Raw genomic sequence first — 15,049 nt, 5'->3', positions numbered from 1 at the left:
CCCTTGTTCCATGCAACCCATAAAGCGAAAGGTCTCTTCCTAAGGTTGGCTGCAAGCCCTAGGAAGGGACCTTTGTTCGTTATCTTGAAGATGTTATGATGAATCTTATATATTTTTATCTCTGGACTTCACCCGAAGCAGATCCCCTGTCCATCCCTTACTCCGCATCCATAGATAGATGCCTGACATCCATATAAGGGTAATCAGGATGATCACGGTAAATCCCCATGATGTTTTAGTGGTTGGAAGATTTTCGAAGTTCATCCCCCAGATCCCACCGATCACGGTAGGGGGTGTAAACACGACCGTAAAGATCGTCAGCGTCTTCATGATCTCATTGCCCCGGAAGCTGGACACCGCATCATCAATCGATACCAGCGTATCGATTTCCCGCTCATAATGGCGGAACAGCTGCTCAAGCCTCTCCACCCGGTGACGAAGCTGCTGAAAAGAACGGCTGCCTTCGAGGCTGTCATGATATCCTTCCTTCATCGCCGCAATCAGCTCTTGAAACGGAATGAACAAGTTGTTCCAATCCAGCAGCTCAAACCGCGCTGTCAAAATCCGGTCCAATAGCGATCGCCGGTTGTGCTTCTGCATGTCTTGCTCCACAAGGCGAAGATTCCCTTCGAAACGATCCATACCCTCATGGAAATAATGCAGGATGGTACGGGCAAGAACACAGAGACCATCGATCGGCCGCTCGCACTGATGGAGCATCGATCTCCTGTCCTCCTCAGCCATGGCACTGCGTGTGTAATCATCCAGATTAACCGTGATCAGAATCCCGTCTTCCACATAAAAATAAAACTGCTCCGAACGGCTGACCTGCGGAGCCCCCTCCGTAACATGGTAAAGCATCGTGCCCATAAGAACGGGCTCCACTCCCCCTTTAAAGCGGACGGACAAGTAATTCCGCCCCTTTAAAGACGAGGCAAGGTCAAACCATTCCCCCGAATAGGGGTACTGCATCCGGAGCTCGCCGATCCACGGAGACAGCCAGTCATTCGTCCGGACATCAAACCACGTCCATCCTCCTGCAAATGAATATACATCACGGCCATCGCTTTGATCCGGTCTTAGCATCATCTCCCACCTCCACTTATGAGCGTATATCTTTATTAATTCCAAAAAAGGCACGCTTATCCTCATTAAGGGGAAAGCATGCCTTATATGCCGTTACTTCTGCTTCTGTCATCCCGAGGCTTGTCCATATCAGTAAAGATTGCTCGACATGATCTGCTTCAGTTTTTCCGTTGCGCGTTTCTGGATACGGGAAACGCTCATTTGCGATACCCCCAGCCGCTGGGCAATTGCCCGCTGGGACTGTCCCTCCTGAAATGCCAACAGCAGCACCTTCTGTTCCTGTTCCTTCAATTGGCTCATCGCCTGTTGAAGATCCATGCGCTTCTCCACGGAATCGAAATCATTCACATCCGAGCTGATTAATTCACCAAGCGTGGCCCCCGTCTCTTCCTGGGATAACGGAGAATCCAATGATACATAATGATAGCATTCGCGTCCGGCCAGCACTTCGACGGTTTCTTCAACCGATAAATCCAAGTATTCCGCAATCTCCTTCACATCAGGGGATCTCTCCAGCTTCACCATTAACTCATCGATGGCTTGCTGCACCAAAGCTCCCTTCTCCTTGATCCGGCGCGGCACTTGGATATACCATGACTTATCCCGGAGGAAGTTCTTCATATGACCGATCATGCTCTTCATGGCATAGGGCTCAAAAGGAATCCCTAAGCTGATATCATACTGTTGAAGCAAGCGAATTAAAGCCATCTGGCCCACCTGGTACAGATCCTCGTACAGGTCGGGGCGATTGCGGGCAATCTTGCCTGCCGCCATTTTTACCATCGGCTCATATTTTTGTATCAGCACGGTTGCAACGTCGTTATCCTTCGTCTGCTGATATTCCCGTATTAAGTCTACGGCTTCATCTCTGGACTCTGGGGGAGTCGCCTTATCACTCATACCCGCTCCTCACTTCTTGCAAGGCGCTTGGTCAGCGTAACCTCGGTTCCCTTCCCTGTCTGGTTCGTTACGCTCACCTCATCCATCAGCGCCTCCATCAGATAGAAACCGAGTCCTCCGATCTGGACCTCGCTGAGATCCTTATCATGGAGGGTCGGGCTGCCAACCGTTCCCACACTGTCAAAACTCTCCCCTTCGTCTCTGACCGTAATGGATAACGACTCATCGGCCACTTGAAAAAGAACCTCAACCATGCCGCCTTCCTGCCCGTACGCATACAGTACCGAATTGTTGCATGCCTCGGACACGGCGACCTTCATATCTTCAATTTCCTCATACGAGAACCCCATCTTCGAGGCGATCCCGTACAAATTCAACCTGACAATATCCACATACTCAGCATTGGCCGGCAAACGCAGTGTTACGGTTTGTACATCTGAATTCATCTCTTTCGATCCTTTCCTATGGGAATTCTTCTATGTCTGAAAGAACTTCGCAATACCCGTCATATCAAACAACTTCTGAATTTGAGGCGGAACTTCCTCAACCGCAAAACGGGCCTGCATGCCGTGTCTCGCTTTCAGGATCGATAGAAGAATACCTATGCCTGTACTGTCAATGTATGTCATTTCCTTCATGTTGACGATCAAGTCTATTTCAGAGTTGCCGACAAGGGGTTCCATGACCAACCGAAAATCAGGAGCGACGGATAAATCAAGTTCACCGCTCAAAAACACGGTGCATACACCATCATTCATATGAGTCTTGGCATTGAACTTATCATTCGTTTTTGTATTCATAGACACTCTCTCCCGAAATTTGTTTTCTCTTTTCATAACCCGATATGTTGCTTGTTGAATCAGAATGCAGCAAATGCGGCGAAGCTAATTTATGGGAATTCGCAGATCCTGCTGCACCCGCTGCAAGCCCTATGCGTTACCAATCCGTATCGGGGAAGCATGCATCCCCTGATCTTCCGATTCCCAAGGAATATAACGGGACAAGAGCTGCTCCACGCAGCTGAATTTGACCGGCTTGCTCAGGTACTCGTCCATCCCGGCCTCCTGGCAGCGCTTCTGGATTCCGTCCATCACATTAGCGGTCATGGCCACAAGCACCGGACGGTCCTCTTCTGAACATAACCCCCGGATCTGACGTGCCGCTTCAAGGCCGTCCATGACGGGCATTTGCAAATCCATAAAGATCAAATCATAGGAGGTCTTGGAGCTGGCCGCGAGGTCGACAGCCTGCTTGCCGTTCTCTGCCATATCTGCACGAAGGCCCATCTTGCCAAGCATGCTGTCCATCAGCTTGCGATTTATCGGATGGTCGTCCACGATCATAATTCTGGGTTGATTTACTCCGCGCACTCTGTACTTTGAGTTCTGCTGCTCTTCCCGCAAACGGTGGTTATCCTCCTCATGCGCACGGACACAAATGGTAAACACAAAGGTCGCCCCTTGTTCCTCCTTGGATTCCACGACGATTTGGCCGCCCATCATTTGAACCAGCGATTTGCAGATGGCCAGACCCAATCCGGTGCCGCCGTATCTGCGGGTCATCGAGGAATCCAGCTGGGAGAACGGTTGGAATAAGCGGTCCATCTTCTCGGCGGAAATTCCGATTCCCGTATCCTTCAAAGTAAACTGAAGCGTCAACTGGTCCCCCTCAGCCTGGGTGAGCGACACGACCAGATAGACGCCGCCTTCATTCGTAAATTTCACGGCATTGGAGACGAGATTGATCAGGACCTGACGCAGACGTCCCATATCGCCGAAAACCATCGATGGAATGGAATCTTCAATGTAATAGGAAAGCTCCAGACTTTTCTTGGCCGCTTCACCGGAGAACAGGCCGAACACTTCCTGTACGCAGGAATGAAGATCAAACGGATATTCCTCCAGCTCCATCTTGCCGGATTCCATTTTGGAGAAGTCGAGAATATCGTTAATGATGGCAACCAGCGAGTCCGCGCTTTTCCGGATAATCGTTGCATACTCCCGCTGCTCCTCCTCCAGATCGGTATCCATCAGCAAATCGATCATGCCAATGACGCCGTTCATCGGCGTGCGGATCTCATGGCTCATCATGGCCAGAAATTCCGTCTTGGCTTTGGCGGCGATCTCGGCCTCTTCTTTGGCCTTGATCAGCTCTTGATTGATTTTTTCAAGCTCCTGCGTCTTCTGATGCAGCTGCATCGACTGAATCTTCAGCCGCTTATTCGTCTGATACATATCGACAAAGCCCTCGATCTTCGATTTCAAGATTTGAGGGATAAACGGCTTCACCATATAATCGATGGCGCCGGCGGAATAACCGGCAAACAAATGCTCCGCTTCCTTGCTGTTAGCGGAAATGAATATGATCGGGATATCCTTCGTCTTGTCTCTCGCCTTAATCAGTCTTGCGGTTTCGATCCCGTCCATGCCCGGCATTTGGACATCGAGTACAATAACGGCAAAATCATACTTCAACAAGTACCTCAAAGCCTCTTCCCCCGAGGTTGCTTTAACCAGCGTATACTGTTCGCTGTCCAGAACAGCCTCAAGGGCAAGCAGGTTTTCAGGACGATCATCAACCAGCAATATATGAATCGGTTCGTGAAACCCCATGGAATCCTCCTAGAAAGCTTTCTAATTAATCTTCCGGTAAATTTTTTCGACTCGATCCAGCGCCTCGTACGAATCGCTATAATCCGTGAAATGAATGGACTCCTTCGCTCCGAGAACCAGAATCCCGAAGTGGCTCAGGCTTTCATGGAAGAGTCCGTGTACATGATTCCGAAGCTCGTCGTTGAAGTAGATCATGACATTGCGGCAAAAGATCACATTGAATTCATTAAAGGAGCGATCCGTTGCCAGGTTATGTTCTGCAAAAATCATGTTCTTCTTCAGGAAAGGTTGAAAAATAACCGAATTGTATTTCGCTGTATAGTATTCGGAGAACGAACGGGTACCGCCCGCCTCCATATAATTCTTCGTATACTGCTTCATCCGTCTAATGTCGAACACGCCTTCTTTGGCCTGCTGAAGGGAACGGGAATTCATGTCCGTCGCATAGATCCGGGACTTCTCGAACAGCCCTTCTTCGTGAAGAAGAATCGCCATCGAATAAACTTCCTCGCCCGTCGAGCAGCCCGCATGCCATATCCGAATGTACGGATACGTGCGAAGCAGCGGGACGACCTTTTGCCTGAACGTCAGGAACAAATTCGGGTCCCGGAACATCTCCGTTACCGGGATCGACAGATTATATACCAACCGCTGGAAGCATTCGCGGTCATGAAGCACTTTATTCTGGAGCGCCGATATGGTCTGTACGCCCTCCGCATGGACATGATGCCAAATTCTCCGGCGGAGGGAGGGGATGGCATAGTTGCGGAAGTCATAGCCGTAAAAGCGATGGATGCCTTCCAGCAGCAGCTCGATCTCGATCTGCTCCAGCTCCTTGCCGTTATCTTCTCTCCATATTTCTGATTCAGTATGGTCCTTAGATGACATTACCCTCTGCACCGCTTTCCAAATGTTTATAGAGGTTGTTCAAAGTGCTGAAAAAACCGGCTCTTTGAACGCAGACTTCTATGCTATTTGTTCATTACCCATAAAAGCCGTTTACGAATACAGCCAAACCCGCATCAACGACAGAAGCTGCTCGGTTTGAATCGGCTTCTTCATATAATCGGACGCTCCCGCCTCAATGCATTTCGCCCGATCCTCCTTCATCGCCTTAGCTGTCAGGGCAATAATCGGGAGCTTCTCGAACTCAGGCATTTCCCGCAGACGGCGCATCGCTTCGTAGCCATCCATCTCCGGCATCATCATATCCATCAAGACCAGATCGTAATCCGGATTCTCCTGAAGCAGCTCGATCGCTTCGCGGCCGTTCTCGGCAAACGTCACATCCATGTTGTATCCTTCAAGCACGCTGGAGAGGGCAAAAACATTCCGGATATCATCATCTACGAGCAAAATCTTCTTGCCTTCAAACAGCTCTTCCTTATTATGAAGCTTCTGCAATATTTTCCGTTTGTCCTCCGGCAGATCAGCCTCTACCCGGTGCAGGAACAGCGTTGTTTCGTCCAGAAGCCGTTCAGGCGACTTCACATCCTTGATAATAATCGATTCTGCGTATTTCCGGAGCTGCAATTCTTCCTTCGAATCCAGATCCTTACCGGTGTATATAATGATCGGGAGATCCGTCAGATCCTCGTCGTCACGAATTTGATCCAGCAGTTCAAAGCCCGTCATATCCGTCAGCATCAAATCCAGCACCATGCAATCATATCGCTTCTTCCGCAGCTCGCTGAGCGCCTCGGCCCCTGTGGATACAGCCGTTATGGACACGTCATCGTGGCCGATCAGCTCGATGATCGAATTGCGCTGAACGTCGTTATCCTCGACGATGAGCAGATGCTTCATCGATTTCTCCGTATACGATTCGATATGCGTAAATGCGTTCTCGAGCGCTTCACGGGACGATGGCTTCTTCAGATAAGCGATGGCGCCCATCATAAGCCCCTGCTTGACTTCATCCACGACAGAAATGACATGCACCGGGATATGGCGGGTCTCAGCCGAGCTCTTCAGTTCGCCAAGGACAGACCACCCGTCGATGACCGGAAGCTGGATATCTAGGATGATGGCATCCGGCTTATACGACTTGGCCATCTGCAGGCCGATGTCGCCCTGTAAGGCAACCAAGCCTTTGAAGCCGCGGCCTCTGGCCATATCCAGCAAAATATTCGCAAACTTGATATCATCCTCAATAATAAGGAGCACCTTGTCGGTCGGTCCTAAATTCGTTCGGTCGTCGTCAACCTGGACTGCTGGCCTAACCTCTTTGGCTACAAGCTTCGCTTTCGGCATTACCAATTCGGTCGTTGGCGCCTCGATCGATGCCGCTGCCTCCCCCTTACTCCGAGAGATTGCTTCAGGCAGGCGGGTCGGCAGGAACAGCGTAAAGCAGCTTCCTTGTCCCTCAGCCGATTCCAACACAATGCCGCCTCCAAGAAGCCGTGAGAGCTCCCGGCTAATCGACAGCCCCAGGCCGGTACCGCCATATTTGCGGCTTGTCGTGCCATCGACCTGCTGGAACGCTTCGAAGATCAAGTCCTGCTTGTCGGCCGGGATGCCGATTCCGGTGTCCTGCACGGAGAAAGCAATATAGTCGGCATCCGCAATCAGATTTGGCGGCAGCTGGTCTTTCTCCGCCAGCTCCACCTTCAACTCCACGGAACCGCTCGTCGTAAACTTAAATGCATTCGACAACAGATTGCGTAGAATCTGCTTCAGCCTGTGTCCGTCGGTTACGATGGATTCCGGGATTCGTTCCCCGAAGCGTACACGAAGATCGATTTGCTTACGGGCCGCAACCGCTGCAAAGTTCTGCTCCACGAAGGTTTCGATCTCCGGCAGCTGAACCTCCTCGTAATTGATCTCCATCTTGCCGGCGTCGACTTTGGACAGGTCCAAAATTTCATCGATCATCTTAAGCAGATCGGAACCGGACATATAGATCGTCTGGGCATATTCGATCTGTTTCTCGCTTAAATTTCCTTCCTTATTCTCGGTCAGAAGCTGAGAGAGAATCAGCAAGCTGTTCAGCGGCGTTCGAAGCTCATGGGACATATTCGCCATGAACTCGGATTTGTATTTCGTTGTCGTTGCGAGCTGCTGCGCCTGTTTCTCCAGCTGCTCGCGCGCCTTCTCGATTTCGTAGTTCTTCTCTTCGACCTGCTGCACTTGCTCTTCAAGCGCACGCGTCTTCGCTACAAGCTCGGTATTGTAGTGCTCCAGCTCTTCCTGCTGACGCTGCAGCAAATCCTCCGAGCGCTTAAGGGCCTGCGTCTGCTCCTCCAGATTTTCGTTGGTGCGGCGAAGCTCTTCCTGCTGGGTCTGAAGCTCCTCGGATTGCACCTGCAGCTCCTCCGTCATCGCCTGGGATTCCCGAAGCAGCTGTTCAACCCGCAGACGCCCCATAATATTATTCAGAATGATGCCGAGGGACTCGCTAAGCTGGGACATCAGCTGCTCCTGCAGCACCGTTCTCTCTTCAAAGGATGCCAGCTCCACAACCCCCAGCACCTCACCCTCGAACAGCAGCGGGTAAATCATAATGGAGCTTGGTTTAGCGGCGCCCCAGGCCGATTGAATATTTATATAGCTTTCAGGCGGGCTATTCAGCAAAATCGGCTTCTTATCCAGCGCCGCCTGCCCGACAAGCCCTTCTCCAACCATGAAGGCATCCTTGGGCTCCCCATCTCCCTCGTACGCGTAGGATCCTTTCATTTCCAACCGGTTGGGATGCTTGTCCTCCTGGCGGATATAAATCGCGCCGTAATGCGCGCCAAGCACCGGCGTAAATTCACTAATGAAACGCTGCCCGACTTCTTCGAGCGAATGGATGCCCTGCAGCAGCTCCGTCATTTTGGCCATGTTCGAGTTAATCCAGGATTGATCCTGCTGGGCCTGCAAATAGGATTGCTCAATTTGCTGTTTCTCCAAAATGTCATCGGACAGTTCCTTGAATACGCGCGCCACATCGCCAAACTCATCCTTCGACGTTACCTTGATGCGGCGGATCGCCTTCAGGCGGCCTTCCCCAAAGCTCTTCAGCATCATGGATACCACATTAATGCCTCGGGTAATGCTTGGGAGGATCCAGGCTATAACCAGAAGCCCGATCAGCAGCCCGCCTGCCATAATATAGATGAAGATTTGGACCGAACGGTTATAGGCAGCCCGGGCGGCGGCAATATCGTCGGAGATTTTCATATTTTGATAGGCACTCAGCTCATTCAGGCTCGACAGAGCCTCCTCCTGGACGGTCTGCCCCGTGGTGTTGCGGAGTGTGTTCGCCTCCGCCGAGCTGCCTTTCGAGAGCAGATCCAGCGTTTTATTCTGATACACGATATAGTCATTGAGCGCCTTATCAATCCGGGTAAGGAGCTGCTGCTCCTCGGCGGTATTGACGGTTCCACTAATTGACTTGAAATATTCGAATGCTTCCTCCGTCATCGTCTCAATCTGCTGCCTTGATACGGAGAAGGTGCCTTGATCATTGCTTATGACCGCATTTGTAAGTAAACGCGCCATGTCATTGACTTCACCTCGAAGAGCGCTTGAAGTCCGAACCTTGTCATAGCGCTCATCATATATCGTATCCATCTGGCTTTTCATATAACTGACCCGGTCGTATCCGATCAATGTAAGAACGAGCATAAGGGCAAGCAAGGTCGAAAAACCGATAATTAACTTGCTTCTAAGTTTCATGAATCTGTTCTCTCCCTCTCTCTAAGCGTGATCCAGACCAAACATTTATCATCCTCACGTTCCTGGGACGGATCGTCGACGAAATAGCGCTCCATGACTTCGTTCTCTCTCCAGTGATGAGGGCCGCTCAAATGCTGCTTCAGATCTTCCAGCTTCTCGTCATGCCCCCCCGGAACCTGTTCCAATATCCCGTCCGTGTACAACACCAAATGGCCGTCGCCCTCGTAATGAAGGCTTCTTGGCTCCATCTCGTCAATCCGGTCGAACAGACCGACCGGGCAGCAGCCTTGATCCAGAGTCTGGACGCTTCCATCTTCCCCAAAGAAAAGTGCGGGCGGATGACCGGCGTTTACATAGTCCACCCGCTTCAGGCGGGTATCCACCACCAGATAGATGGCCGTGAAGTAGTACTGGATCAATTGATCCTCGATATGCAGCTGGTTGAACCTGCGGTTTAATTCCTGAATGACCTTCTCCGGCTCAACATAGGTGGTCACCGTGTCCTTGAGGACCGAAGCGATGAACATGCAAAAGAGGGACGAAGTGATCCCATGCCCCATCATATCCAGCAGGATGACGCCATAGCGTCCATCTCCCAGCGGATACCACGCGTATAAATCACCGGCGAGCTCTGCCGAAGGCTGGTATAGCGCGTGAATTTCAAGCAATTCATCTTCAATCGGAGAGCTTAACACCGCGTTCTGCACCTTTGCCGCCAGCCTCAGTTCCTCCTGGACCCGCTGCTCTCTCTCAATATGCCAATCCTTCTCATGCTTCAGCCGAAGCGCGAGGCGAATACGCGCCATGAGCTCTACCTTATTGATCGGCTTGGTCACGTAATCCACGGCCCCGGCATCCAATGCCTCTGCAAGCTTCTTCGAATCGCCGACGGCGGTGACCATAATAATGGGTATATCTTTCAAATGATCGTATTGCTGGACAATACGGCAAGCTTCGATTCCGTCCATCTCCGGCATCATCATGTCTAACAGAATCAGGTCAATCCCGGCTCTTCGGGGACACTTCGCCCTTCCGTGATCTTCCAGGCCAAGATGCTCGAACATTTCAAGCGCTGAAGATGCAGATAGCGTGTCCCGATACTTCTCTTTCTTCAAGATCTCTCGAATAATAATGACGTTAGTCGGATTGTCGTCCACGATTAATATTCTCATTGTCCTCTCCTTCAACGCTCTCTGATACGAAAGAAATCTATTTTTCCTACTAGTATACTATACGAATAATCCTAATCTCTCATCTAAGAAAAAGGCTCTTCTCCATGATATTTCCATCGTCTAGCGGATGGCCATAACGTATTCTTGCAAAACACAGATAAGGAATGAGACCTCTCAAAGTCCCATTCCTTATCTATGCTTTGACCCGCTATACTTGTGCCTTCCCTCAATATCAACACAGACACCGCTTCTGCTTAGGTCAATCGTCTCTTTTGGCAACAACAAGCACTTTGCCAAGATCCAGTTGCTTCTCATAGAAAGCCGCCTCCGCCTCCGTAAATCCTAGGGATACGATTTTGGCACGCAGTTCATCGCCGCGCGAGCGGAAGAAATTCGCCACCGCATCGATTACCCCTTCCTCCTTCAAACCTACCGTGCTGGCATCCGATACGTCAGCAATCCGGTCCGTATGATTCGCATCATGAGCCAGTACATATATGCGGTCGTTATCATAACCGGACTGCCTCAGATTTTGAACCTCCTGAACGGCCAGCGTCCCGTTCTCCACCACTTTCGCATAAGACTTCGTATTTGTTGATGCCATAACGAAAACCTCCCCTATTTGATGATTTACTCGATATAATAGGTTATAGTCCAATGGTTATTAACCATAACGCTCTGCTTTGAAACACCTTTTACTCCAGGTAATCGAAAAATAAATCAACGCCGGTTATTTGTCCGGTTTCACGATTCTTAAATACCTTCAGCGCACGGCCGTTGTTCAAATATACATCGCCGTCCTCCGCTTTAAAGTACGGCTTGCCCAGCGCCGTCCGGATCTGTGCCGAAGTCATTCCAACCGACCGGTCCTCAACCCGGAAGCTTTTGGCCGATGGCTTCACATGAACATACTCGGTCAAGCCACGTCGAATCCCGACTTCCATATCTTTATAATGAAACTCTGTCACTCCGCTTATAGCATCACGCTTGACCTGGTCTGGCATTCCCAGCTTGCGTATAACGTCCTGCTTGCGATCCGTCAAGGTTATGCCGTTTAACGATCCGTAGCTCTGCGGAGAGTTGTCGCTGCTGTGTGCTTGCCCGGCTTCTGCGGCATGAACGATCCCCGGGGACATGCCTGCCGTGTTCGCAGGATTCCCCGCTTCACCCCCCAAGTACATCAAAAGTCCCGCTGCTAAGACGATGACCTTCCACATGCGACCTCCTCCTTTCTTCCGCTTAACTGCTTACGTAAAAATGGCATCCTGACATCAGCGTCAGCTTATCTTGCTTTTTGGCGGCGGAAGCTGTTCCACAGCCCGATCGCAGTATCTACGTAAGCGAGCCAATTCCGGCTCTTTGACGGCTTGCTTTGCTCCTGCTGATGGTATACCGCGTCATAGGATTGCAACGTACATTCTTCGGCCGTCAGAGGCAGATGTTTCGGCTGCTCGGCTTCCACCGGCTGCTTCTTCTCAAGCCGGGCCTGCTTGAAACGGCTGACCATGCCGGCGGATATCTGTTTAACCGCATAGGTTACCTCGCTCAGCGCTTCTCCCAGATTACGAACGGTGTCCATGACCGGGTCGATCTGCTTCATTTTGTGCTGAACATCGACCGTTATATCATTGGTGTTGCGGATCGTCTGTTTAACTTCATAGCTCAATTCGTCAATCGTGGTTCGAACCTCCTGAAGGGTTTGGGTTACTTTTTCGAGCGATTGGGTCGCTGCCTTCAACGTCTTGATCAGATAAACGACCAGGACCGCGAAAGCAACAGCAATGATCGCAACACTGATTTGGGTTAGCATGATGTACGACCTCTCCTTCCCGTATGTTGGTTTTGGTTACGCAATAGTTACCCTATCCCTCAGCCCGCGAAACAAGCTCCGGCCAGCTGCACCTTTATTCACGGGATACGGCCAAGCAGCCTTGTTTCAGCTCGGATCGCCGCGGTTAAAGAACACTACGAAGGCGGGGTGCCGCATAGAGACGATCCACGTCAGATTCCAGCCGGTCCGGATATTCGGCTTGCCGGCACCCTAAAGGAACCATATCCGACTGCTTCAAACTGTTCCAAAAATCAATTCAGAAAGCAGGGTGAATCCTTATGTTGAAATGGTCCGTAATCTTTCTGATTATTGCGCTGATCGCAGGAATCTTCGGCTTCTTCGGCATCGTAGAAGCTGCCGCCAGCATCGCGAAGGTGCTGTTCTTCATCTTCGTCGTCCTGTTTATCATTACTCTATTTACCGGACGCAGACGAAGCATGTAGTGATATCAGAAGCTCTTTGCTTACAGCTTAGACATAAAGAGGAACGGCAACCTCCTCCTCTGCACAAAAAGAAACGGGTGTCCCCCCTGCGGCCATGCTGCAGGGGGGACACCCGTTTTTAGTTCGTTATCTGGTAATGTTCCATTACACCGTCGTTGCCGCTTCCTTGGTTCCCGAAGGGGCAGGCTCTTTCGCCGGCTTCGTCTTCTTAATGAAGAAGGCCAGAATAAGCGAGGCGACAGCGATCCAAGTCGCAATGACGAAGGCGTAGTTAATGCCATATATCGTAGACTCATGGCTCAGGCGAAGAAGATCCGCCTGGTTATTCGGATCGAACGTACCGGTCTTCATCAAAGCCTCGCCATGGCTTTGAGCTTGCGTAGACATGACCGTTACGAGAATGGCTGTACCGATCGAGCCGGAAATCATACGGAGCGTGTTGGACATGGCCGTTCCGTGCGCGTTCAGGCTGCGTGGCAGCTGGTTCAGTCCGGCGGTCTGGATTGGCATCATCAGCATCGACATGCCGAACATACGGGCCGTATAGATGATCATGATCATACCGTAGGACATCGTTTCGCTTAGATTGCTGAACTCCCAAGTCGTTATGACCGTGATGGCAAGGCCGATTACGGCAAGCCACTTCGCTCCGACCCGGTCGAAGATCGCGCCGGTAATCGGGGACATAATGCCCATCAGGATCGCTCCCGGAAGCATGAGCAATCCGGATTCAACCGGAGTGAAGCCGCGGATTTGCTGCAAATAAATCGGCAGCAGAATCATACCGGCGTACATGGCCATCGTAACAATGACGTTAATGAGAGTGGTCAGCGTGAACATATTGTATCTGAAGATTCGGAACTCGAGCATCGGATCCTTGACCTTAAGCTCGCGCCACACGAACAGGATTAGCGCAACCGTACCGACGGCAAGCGTCGAAATGACCGGCGTGCTTGACCATCCGTCATTGCCAGCATCACTGAAGCCGTACAACAGGCCGCCGAACCCGAGCGTCGACAGAATGACGGCAAGCATATCCAGCTTTGGCCGGCTGACTTCCGTGACATTTTTCAGGAAGAAAATACCGATCAGCGTAGCGATCACCGAGAACGGAAGGATCATATAGAACAGAACGCGCCAATCGTAATGCTCCACGATGTAGCCGGAGAGCGTCGGACCGATTGCAGGCGCAAAGATCATCGCGATACCCATCATGCCCATCGCTTTGCCCCGGTTCTCCACCGGGAAGATGTTCAGGAACACAACTGTCATCAGCGGCATAAGAATGCCTGCACCTGCAGCCTGGACAAGACGTCCGGTCAACAGGGATGCGAAATTCGGACTGATAGCACAGACCAATGTCCCAATCGTAAACAGAAGCATCGCGCTTATAAATAATTGCCTCGTCGAAAAACGCGCGATCAAATAAGCCGTTACAGGAATAAGAACGCCGTTTACGAGCATAAAGCCGGTTGTCAGCCACTGGGCAACCGTCGGCTTAATGGCCAGATTCTCCATGATGCTGGGCAGAGCAACGTTCATCAGGGTCTGATTCAGGATGGCGACGAAAGCGCCGATCATCAGGGCTGCTATAATTGGCCCTTTCTTAACAGGTTCGCCGGGGCGAACCGCAGTATGGGTACTCATCATCGCTTCACTCTCTTTCTTAAGTAAGTTTGCACAACTACGGATTTTTCTATGTGGACAGCTTACCTTGGATATGCTCAATGTTCGCTGTTATCTTTCGGTACAAGCAGCCGAGCTGCTTAATTTCTTCATCCGTCAAAAAACCGTACAACATCTCGCTCAATTCATTCCGCTTCTTGGATAGCTGGGTAATCAGCTCACTGCCCTGCTCGGTAATTTCAAGATGCACGACTCTGCGATCCACCTGATCCCGAACACGGCGGGCAAATCCGCCATCAATCAATTTGTCCGAGATACCGGTCACGGCCCCGCAAGTAACATGAATCGAATCGGCCAAATCCGACAACCGAAGGGGGCCCTGCTCATGAAGTTTTTCCAAAGCCGTATATTGCGTCCTGCCTAGTTTAGGGAAGCCTTCCTTCTGCCATTCATTCTGAATCGTCCGAAGCATCTTCTTGAATAACATCTCCAACTCCAGGATTTCATTCCGAATCGGCATCGTCCCGCCCGCTCCTTTACCATCCAGCACCGATTGATTTAGAGCCCGGGGTCTCTCGAAACACGGCTCTCTAAATACTTTAGTACTAAAAGATTTTTTGTTAAACAATTAATGATTATAGTAGGCGAAAATACTCGTGTCAATCTTTACATATTAAATTTTCTTGGTTTTTCTGAAAAATTCCTGACATCAAAAAAGAC

General features: G+C 50.8%; 14 protein-coding genes. 1 reads left to right on the top strand and 13 read right to left on the bottom strand.

The genetic code is table 11. From position 1 onward, the window contains the following. Positions 1-105 precede the first annotated feature (105 nt). The 11 genes from NSQ46_RS04065 to NSQ46_RS04015 all read right to left on the bottom strand — a co-directional run bounded on the left by NSQ46_RS04065 (position 106) and on the right by NSQ46_RS04015 (position 12,239). Complete coding sequence (locus NSQ46_RS04065; protein ID WP_342576359.1) at positions 106-1,089, bottom strand: magnesium transporter CorA family protein; 984 nt, start codon at positions 1,087-1,089, stop codon at positions 106-108. A 126-nt stretch (positions 1,090-1,215) separates the two neighbouring features. Continuing rightward, positions 1,216-1,986 (bottom strand): sigma-70 family RNA polymerase sigma factor, encoded by a 771-nt coding sequence (locus NSQ46_RS04060; protein WP_007131672.1) that lies wholly within the window; start codon positions 1,984-1,986, stop codon positions 1,216-1,218. Beyond that, positions 1,983-2,432 carry an anti-sigma B factor RsbW gene (gene rsbW / locus NSQ46_RS04055; protein WP_007131673.1) on the bottom strand — a complete coding sequence of 150 codons (450 nt, stop codon included), beginning with the start codon at positions 2,430-2,432 and terminating at the stop codon, positions 1,983-1,985. Before rsbW ends, NSQ46_RS04060 begins: the two co-directional genes overlap by 4 nt. Before the next feature lie 30 nt (positions 2,433-2,462). After that, positions 2,463-2,786, bottom strand: a complete 324-nt coding sequence (locus NSQ46_RS04050) for an STAS domain-containing protein (protein WP_007131674.1) — start codon at positions 2,784-2,786, stop codon at positions 2,463-2,465. 129 nt (positions 2,787-2,915) lie between these two features. Continuing rightward, positions 2,916-4,598: a response regulator gene (locus NSQ46_RS04045; protein WP_007131675.1), complete on the bottom strand. Its 1,683-nt coding sequence runs from the start codon at positions 4,596-4,598 to the stop codon at positions 2,916-2,918. Between the two features lie 21 nt (positions 4,599-4,619). After that, positions 4,620-5,486, bottom strand: a complete 867-nt coding sequence (locus NSQ46_RS04040) for a protein-glutamate O-methyltransferase CheR (RefSeq protein WP_028405770.1) — start codon at positions 5,484-5,486, stop codon at positions 4,620-4,622. Between the two features lie 111 nt (positions 5,487-5,597). Continuing rightward, positions 5,598-9,257 (bottom strand): response regulator, encoded by a 3,660-nt coding sequence (locus NSQ46_RS04035; protein ID WP_007131677.1) that lies wholly within the window; start codon positions 9,255-9,257, stop codon positions 5,598-5,600. Continuing rightward, positions 9,254-10,429, bottom strand: coding sequence for a SpoIIE family protein phosphatase (locus tag NSQ46_RS04030; protein WP_007131678.1), 1,176 nt, complete (start codon positions 10,427-10,429; stop codon positions 9,254-9,256). Before NSQ46_RS04030 ends, NSQ46_RS04035 begins: the two co-directional genes overlap by 4 nt. A gap of 259 nt (positions 10,430-10,688) precedes the next feature. Next, the gene (locus NSQ46_RS04025; RefSeq protein WP_007131679.1) at positions 10,689-11,033 is read right to left on the bottom strand and encodes a general stress protein; all 345 of its coding nucleotides are present in this window, start codon (positions 11,031-11,033) and stop codon (positions 10,689-10,691) included. Positions 11,034-11,124: 91 nt separating this feature from the next. Beyond that, entirely contained in the window at positions 11,125-11,646 is a 522-nt protein-coding gene (locus NSQ46_RS04020) for a hypothetical protein (protein ID WP_144870059.1), read from the bottom strand. Between the two features lie 65 nt (positions 11,647-11,711). After that, positions 11,712-12,239: a DUF948 domain-containing protein gene (locus tag NSQ46_RS04015; protein WP_342576358.1), complete on the bottom strand. Its 528-nt coding sequence runs from the start codon at positions 12,237-12,239 to the stop codon at positions 11,712-11,714. A 299-nt stretch (positions 12,240-12,538) separates the two neighbouring features. On the opposite strand from NSQ46_RS04015, the gene NSQ46_RS04010 reads away from it, so the two are divergent. Next, positions 12,539-12,703 (top strand): DUF1328 domain-containing protein, encoded by a 165-nt coding sequence (locus tag NSQ46_RS04010; protein ID WP_007131682.1) that lies wholly within the window; start codon positions 12,539-12,541, stop codon positions 12,701-12,703. Between the two features lie 144 nt (positions 12,704-12,847). Here the strand turns inward: NSQ46_RS04010 and NSQ46_RS04005 are convergent, their stop codons facing one another. After that, positions 12,848-14,350 (bottom strand): DHA2 family efflux MFS transporter permease subunit, encoded by a 1,503-nt coding sequence (locus NSQ46_RS04005; protein ID WP_144870100.1) that lies wholly within the window; start codon positions 14,348-14,350, stop codon positions 12,848-12,850. A gap of 49 nt (positions 14,351-14,399) precedes the next feature. Beyond that, positions 14,400-14,849 carry a MarR family transcriptional regulator gene (locus NSQ46_RS04000; RefSeq protein ID WP_007131684.1) on the bottom strand — a complete coding sequence of 150 codons (450 nt, stop codon included), beginning with the start codon at positions 14,847-14,849 and terminating at the stop codon, positions 14,400-14,402. Between the last annotated feature and the right edge of the window lie 200 nt (positions 14,850-15,049).

The sequence above is a fragment of the Paenibacillus sp. FSL M8-0142 genome, assembly GCF_038597315.1.
Classification (GTDB): domain Bacteria; phylum Bacillota; class Bacilli; order Paenibacillales; family Paenibacillaceae; genus Paenibacillus_AQ; species Paenibacillus_AQ lactis.
This window is presented reverse-complemented; position numbering and strand designations above follow the sequence as displayed.

Bases quoted from the DNA above. Each gene is read 5' to 3' on its own strand.
- NSQ46_RS04045 (WP_007131675.1), bottom strand. From the start codon at position 4,598: ATGGGGTTTCACGAACCGATTCATATATTGCTGGTTGATGATCGTCCT.
- NSQ46_RS04060 (WP_007131672.1), bottom strand. From the start codon at position 1,986: ATGAGTGATAAGGCGACTCCCCCAGAGTCCAGAGATGAAGCCGTAGAC.
- rsbW (WP_007131673.1), bottom strand. From the start codon at position 2,432: ATGAATTCAGATGTACAAACCGTAACACTGCGTTTGCCGGCCAATGCT.
- NSQ46_RS04030 (WP_007131678.1), bottom strand. From the start codon at position 10,429: ATGAGAATATTAATCGTGGACGACAATCCGACTAACGTCATTATTATT.
- NSQ46_RS04015 (WP_342576358.1), bottom strand. From the start codon at position 12,239: ATGCTAACCCAAATCAGTGTTGCGATCATTGCTGTTGCTTTCGCGGTC.
- NSQ46_RS04050 (WP_007131674.1), bottom strand. From the start codon at position 2,786: ATGAATACAAAAACGAATGATAAGTTCAATGCCAAGACTCATATGAAT.
- NSQ46_RS04020 (WP_144870059.1), bottom strand. From the start codon at position 11,646: ATGTGGAAGGTCATCGTCTTAGCAGCGGGACTTTTGATGTACTTGGGG.
- NSQ46_RS04005 (WP_144870100.1), bottom strand. From the start codon at position 14,350: ATGAGTACCCATACTGCGGTTCGCCCCGGCGAACCTGTTAAGAAAGGG.
- NSQ46_RS04010 (WP_007131682.1), top strand. From the start codon at position 12,539: ATGTTGAAATGGTCCGTAATCTTTCTGATTATTGCGCTGATCGCAGGA.
- NSQ46_RS04000 (WP_007131684.1), bottom strand. From the start codon at position 14,849: ATGCCGATTCGGAATGAAATCCTGGAGTTGGAGATGTTATTCAAGAAG.
- NSQ46_RS04035 (WP_007131677.1), bottom strand. From the start codon at position 9,257: ATGAAACTTAGAAGCAAGTTAATTATCGGTTTTTCGACCTTGCTTGCC.
- NSQ46_RS04040 (WP_028405770.1), bottom strand. From the start codon at position 5,486: ATGTCATCTAAGGACCATACTGAATCAGAAATATGGAGAGAAGATAAC.
- NSQ46_RS04025 (WP_007131679.1), bottom strand. From the start codon at position 11,033: ATGGCATCAACAAATACGAAGTCTTATGCGAAAGTGGTGGAGAACGGG.
- NSQ46_RS04065 (WP_342576359.1), bottom strand. From the start codon at position 1,089: ATGATGCTAAGACCGGATCAAAGCGATGGCCGTGATGTATATTCATTT.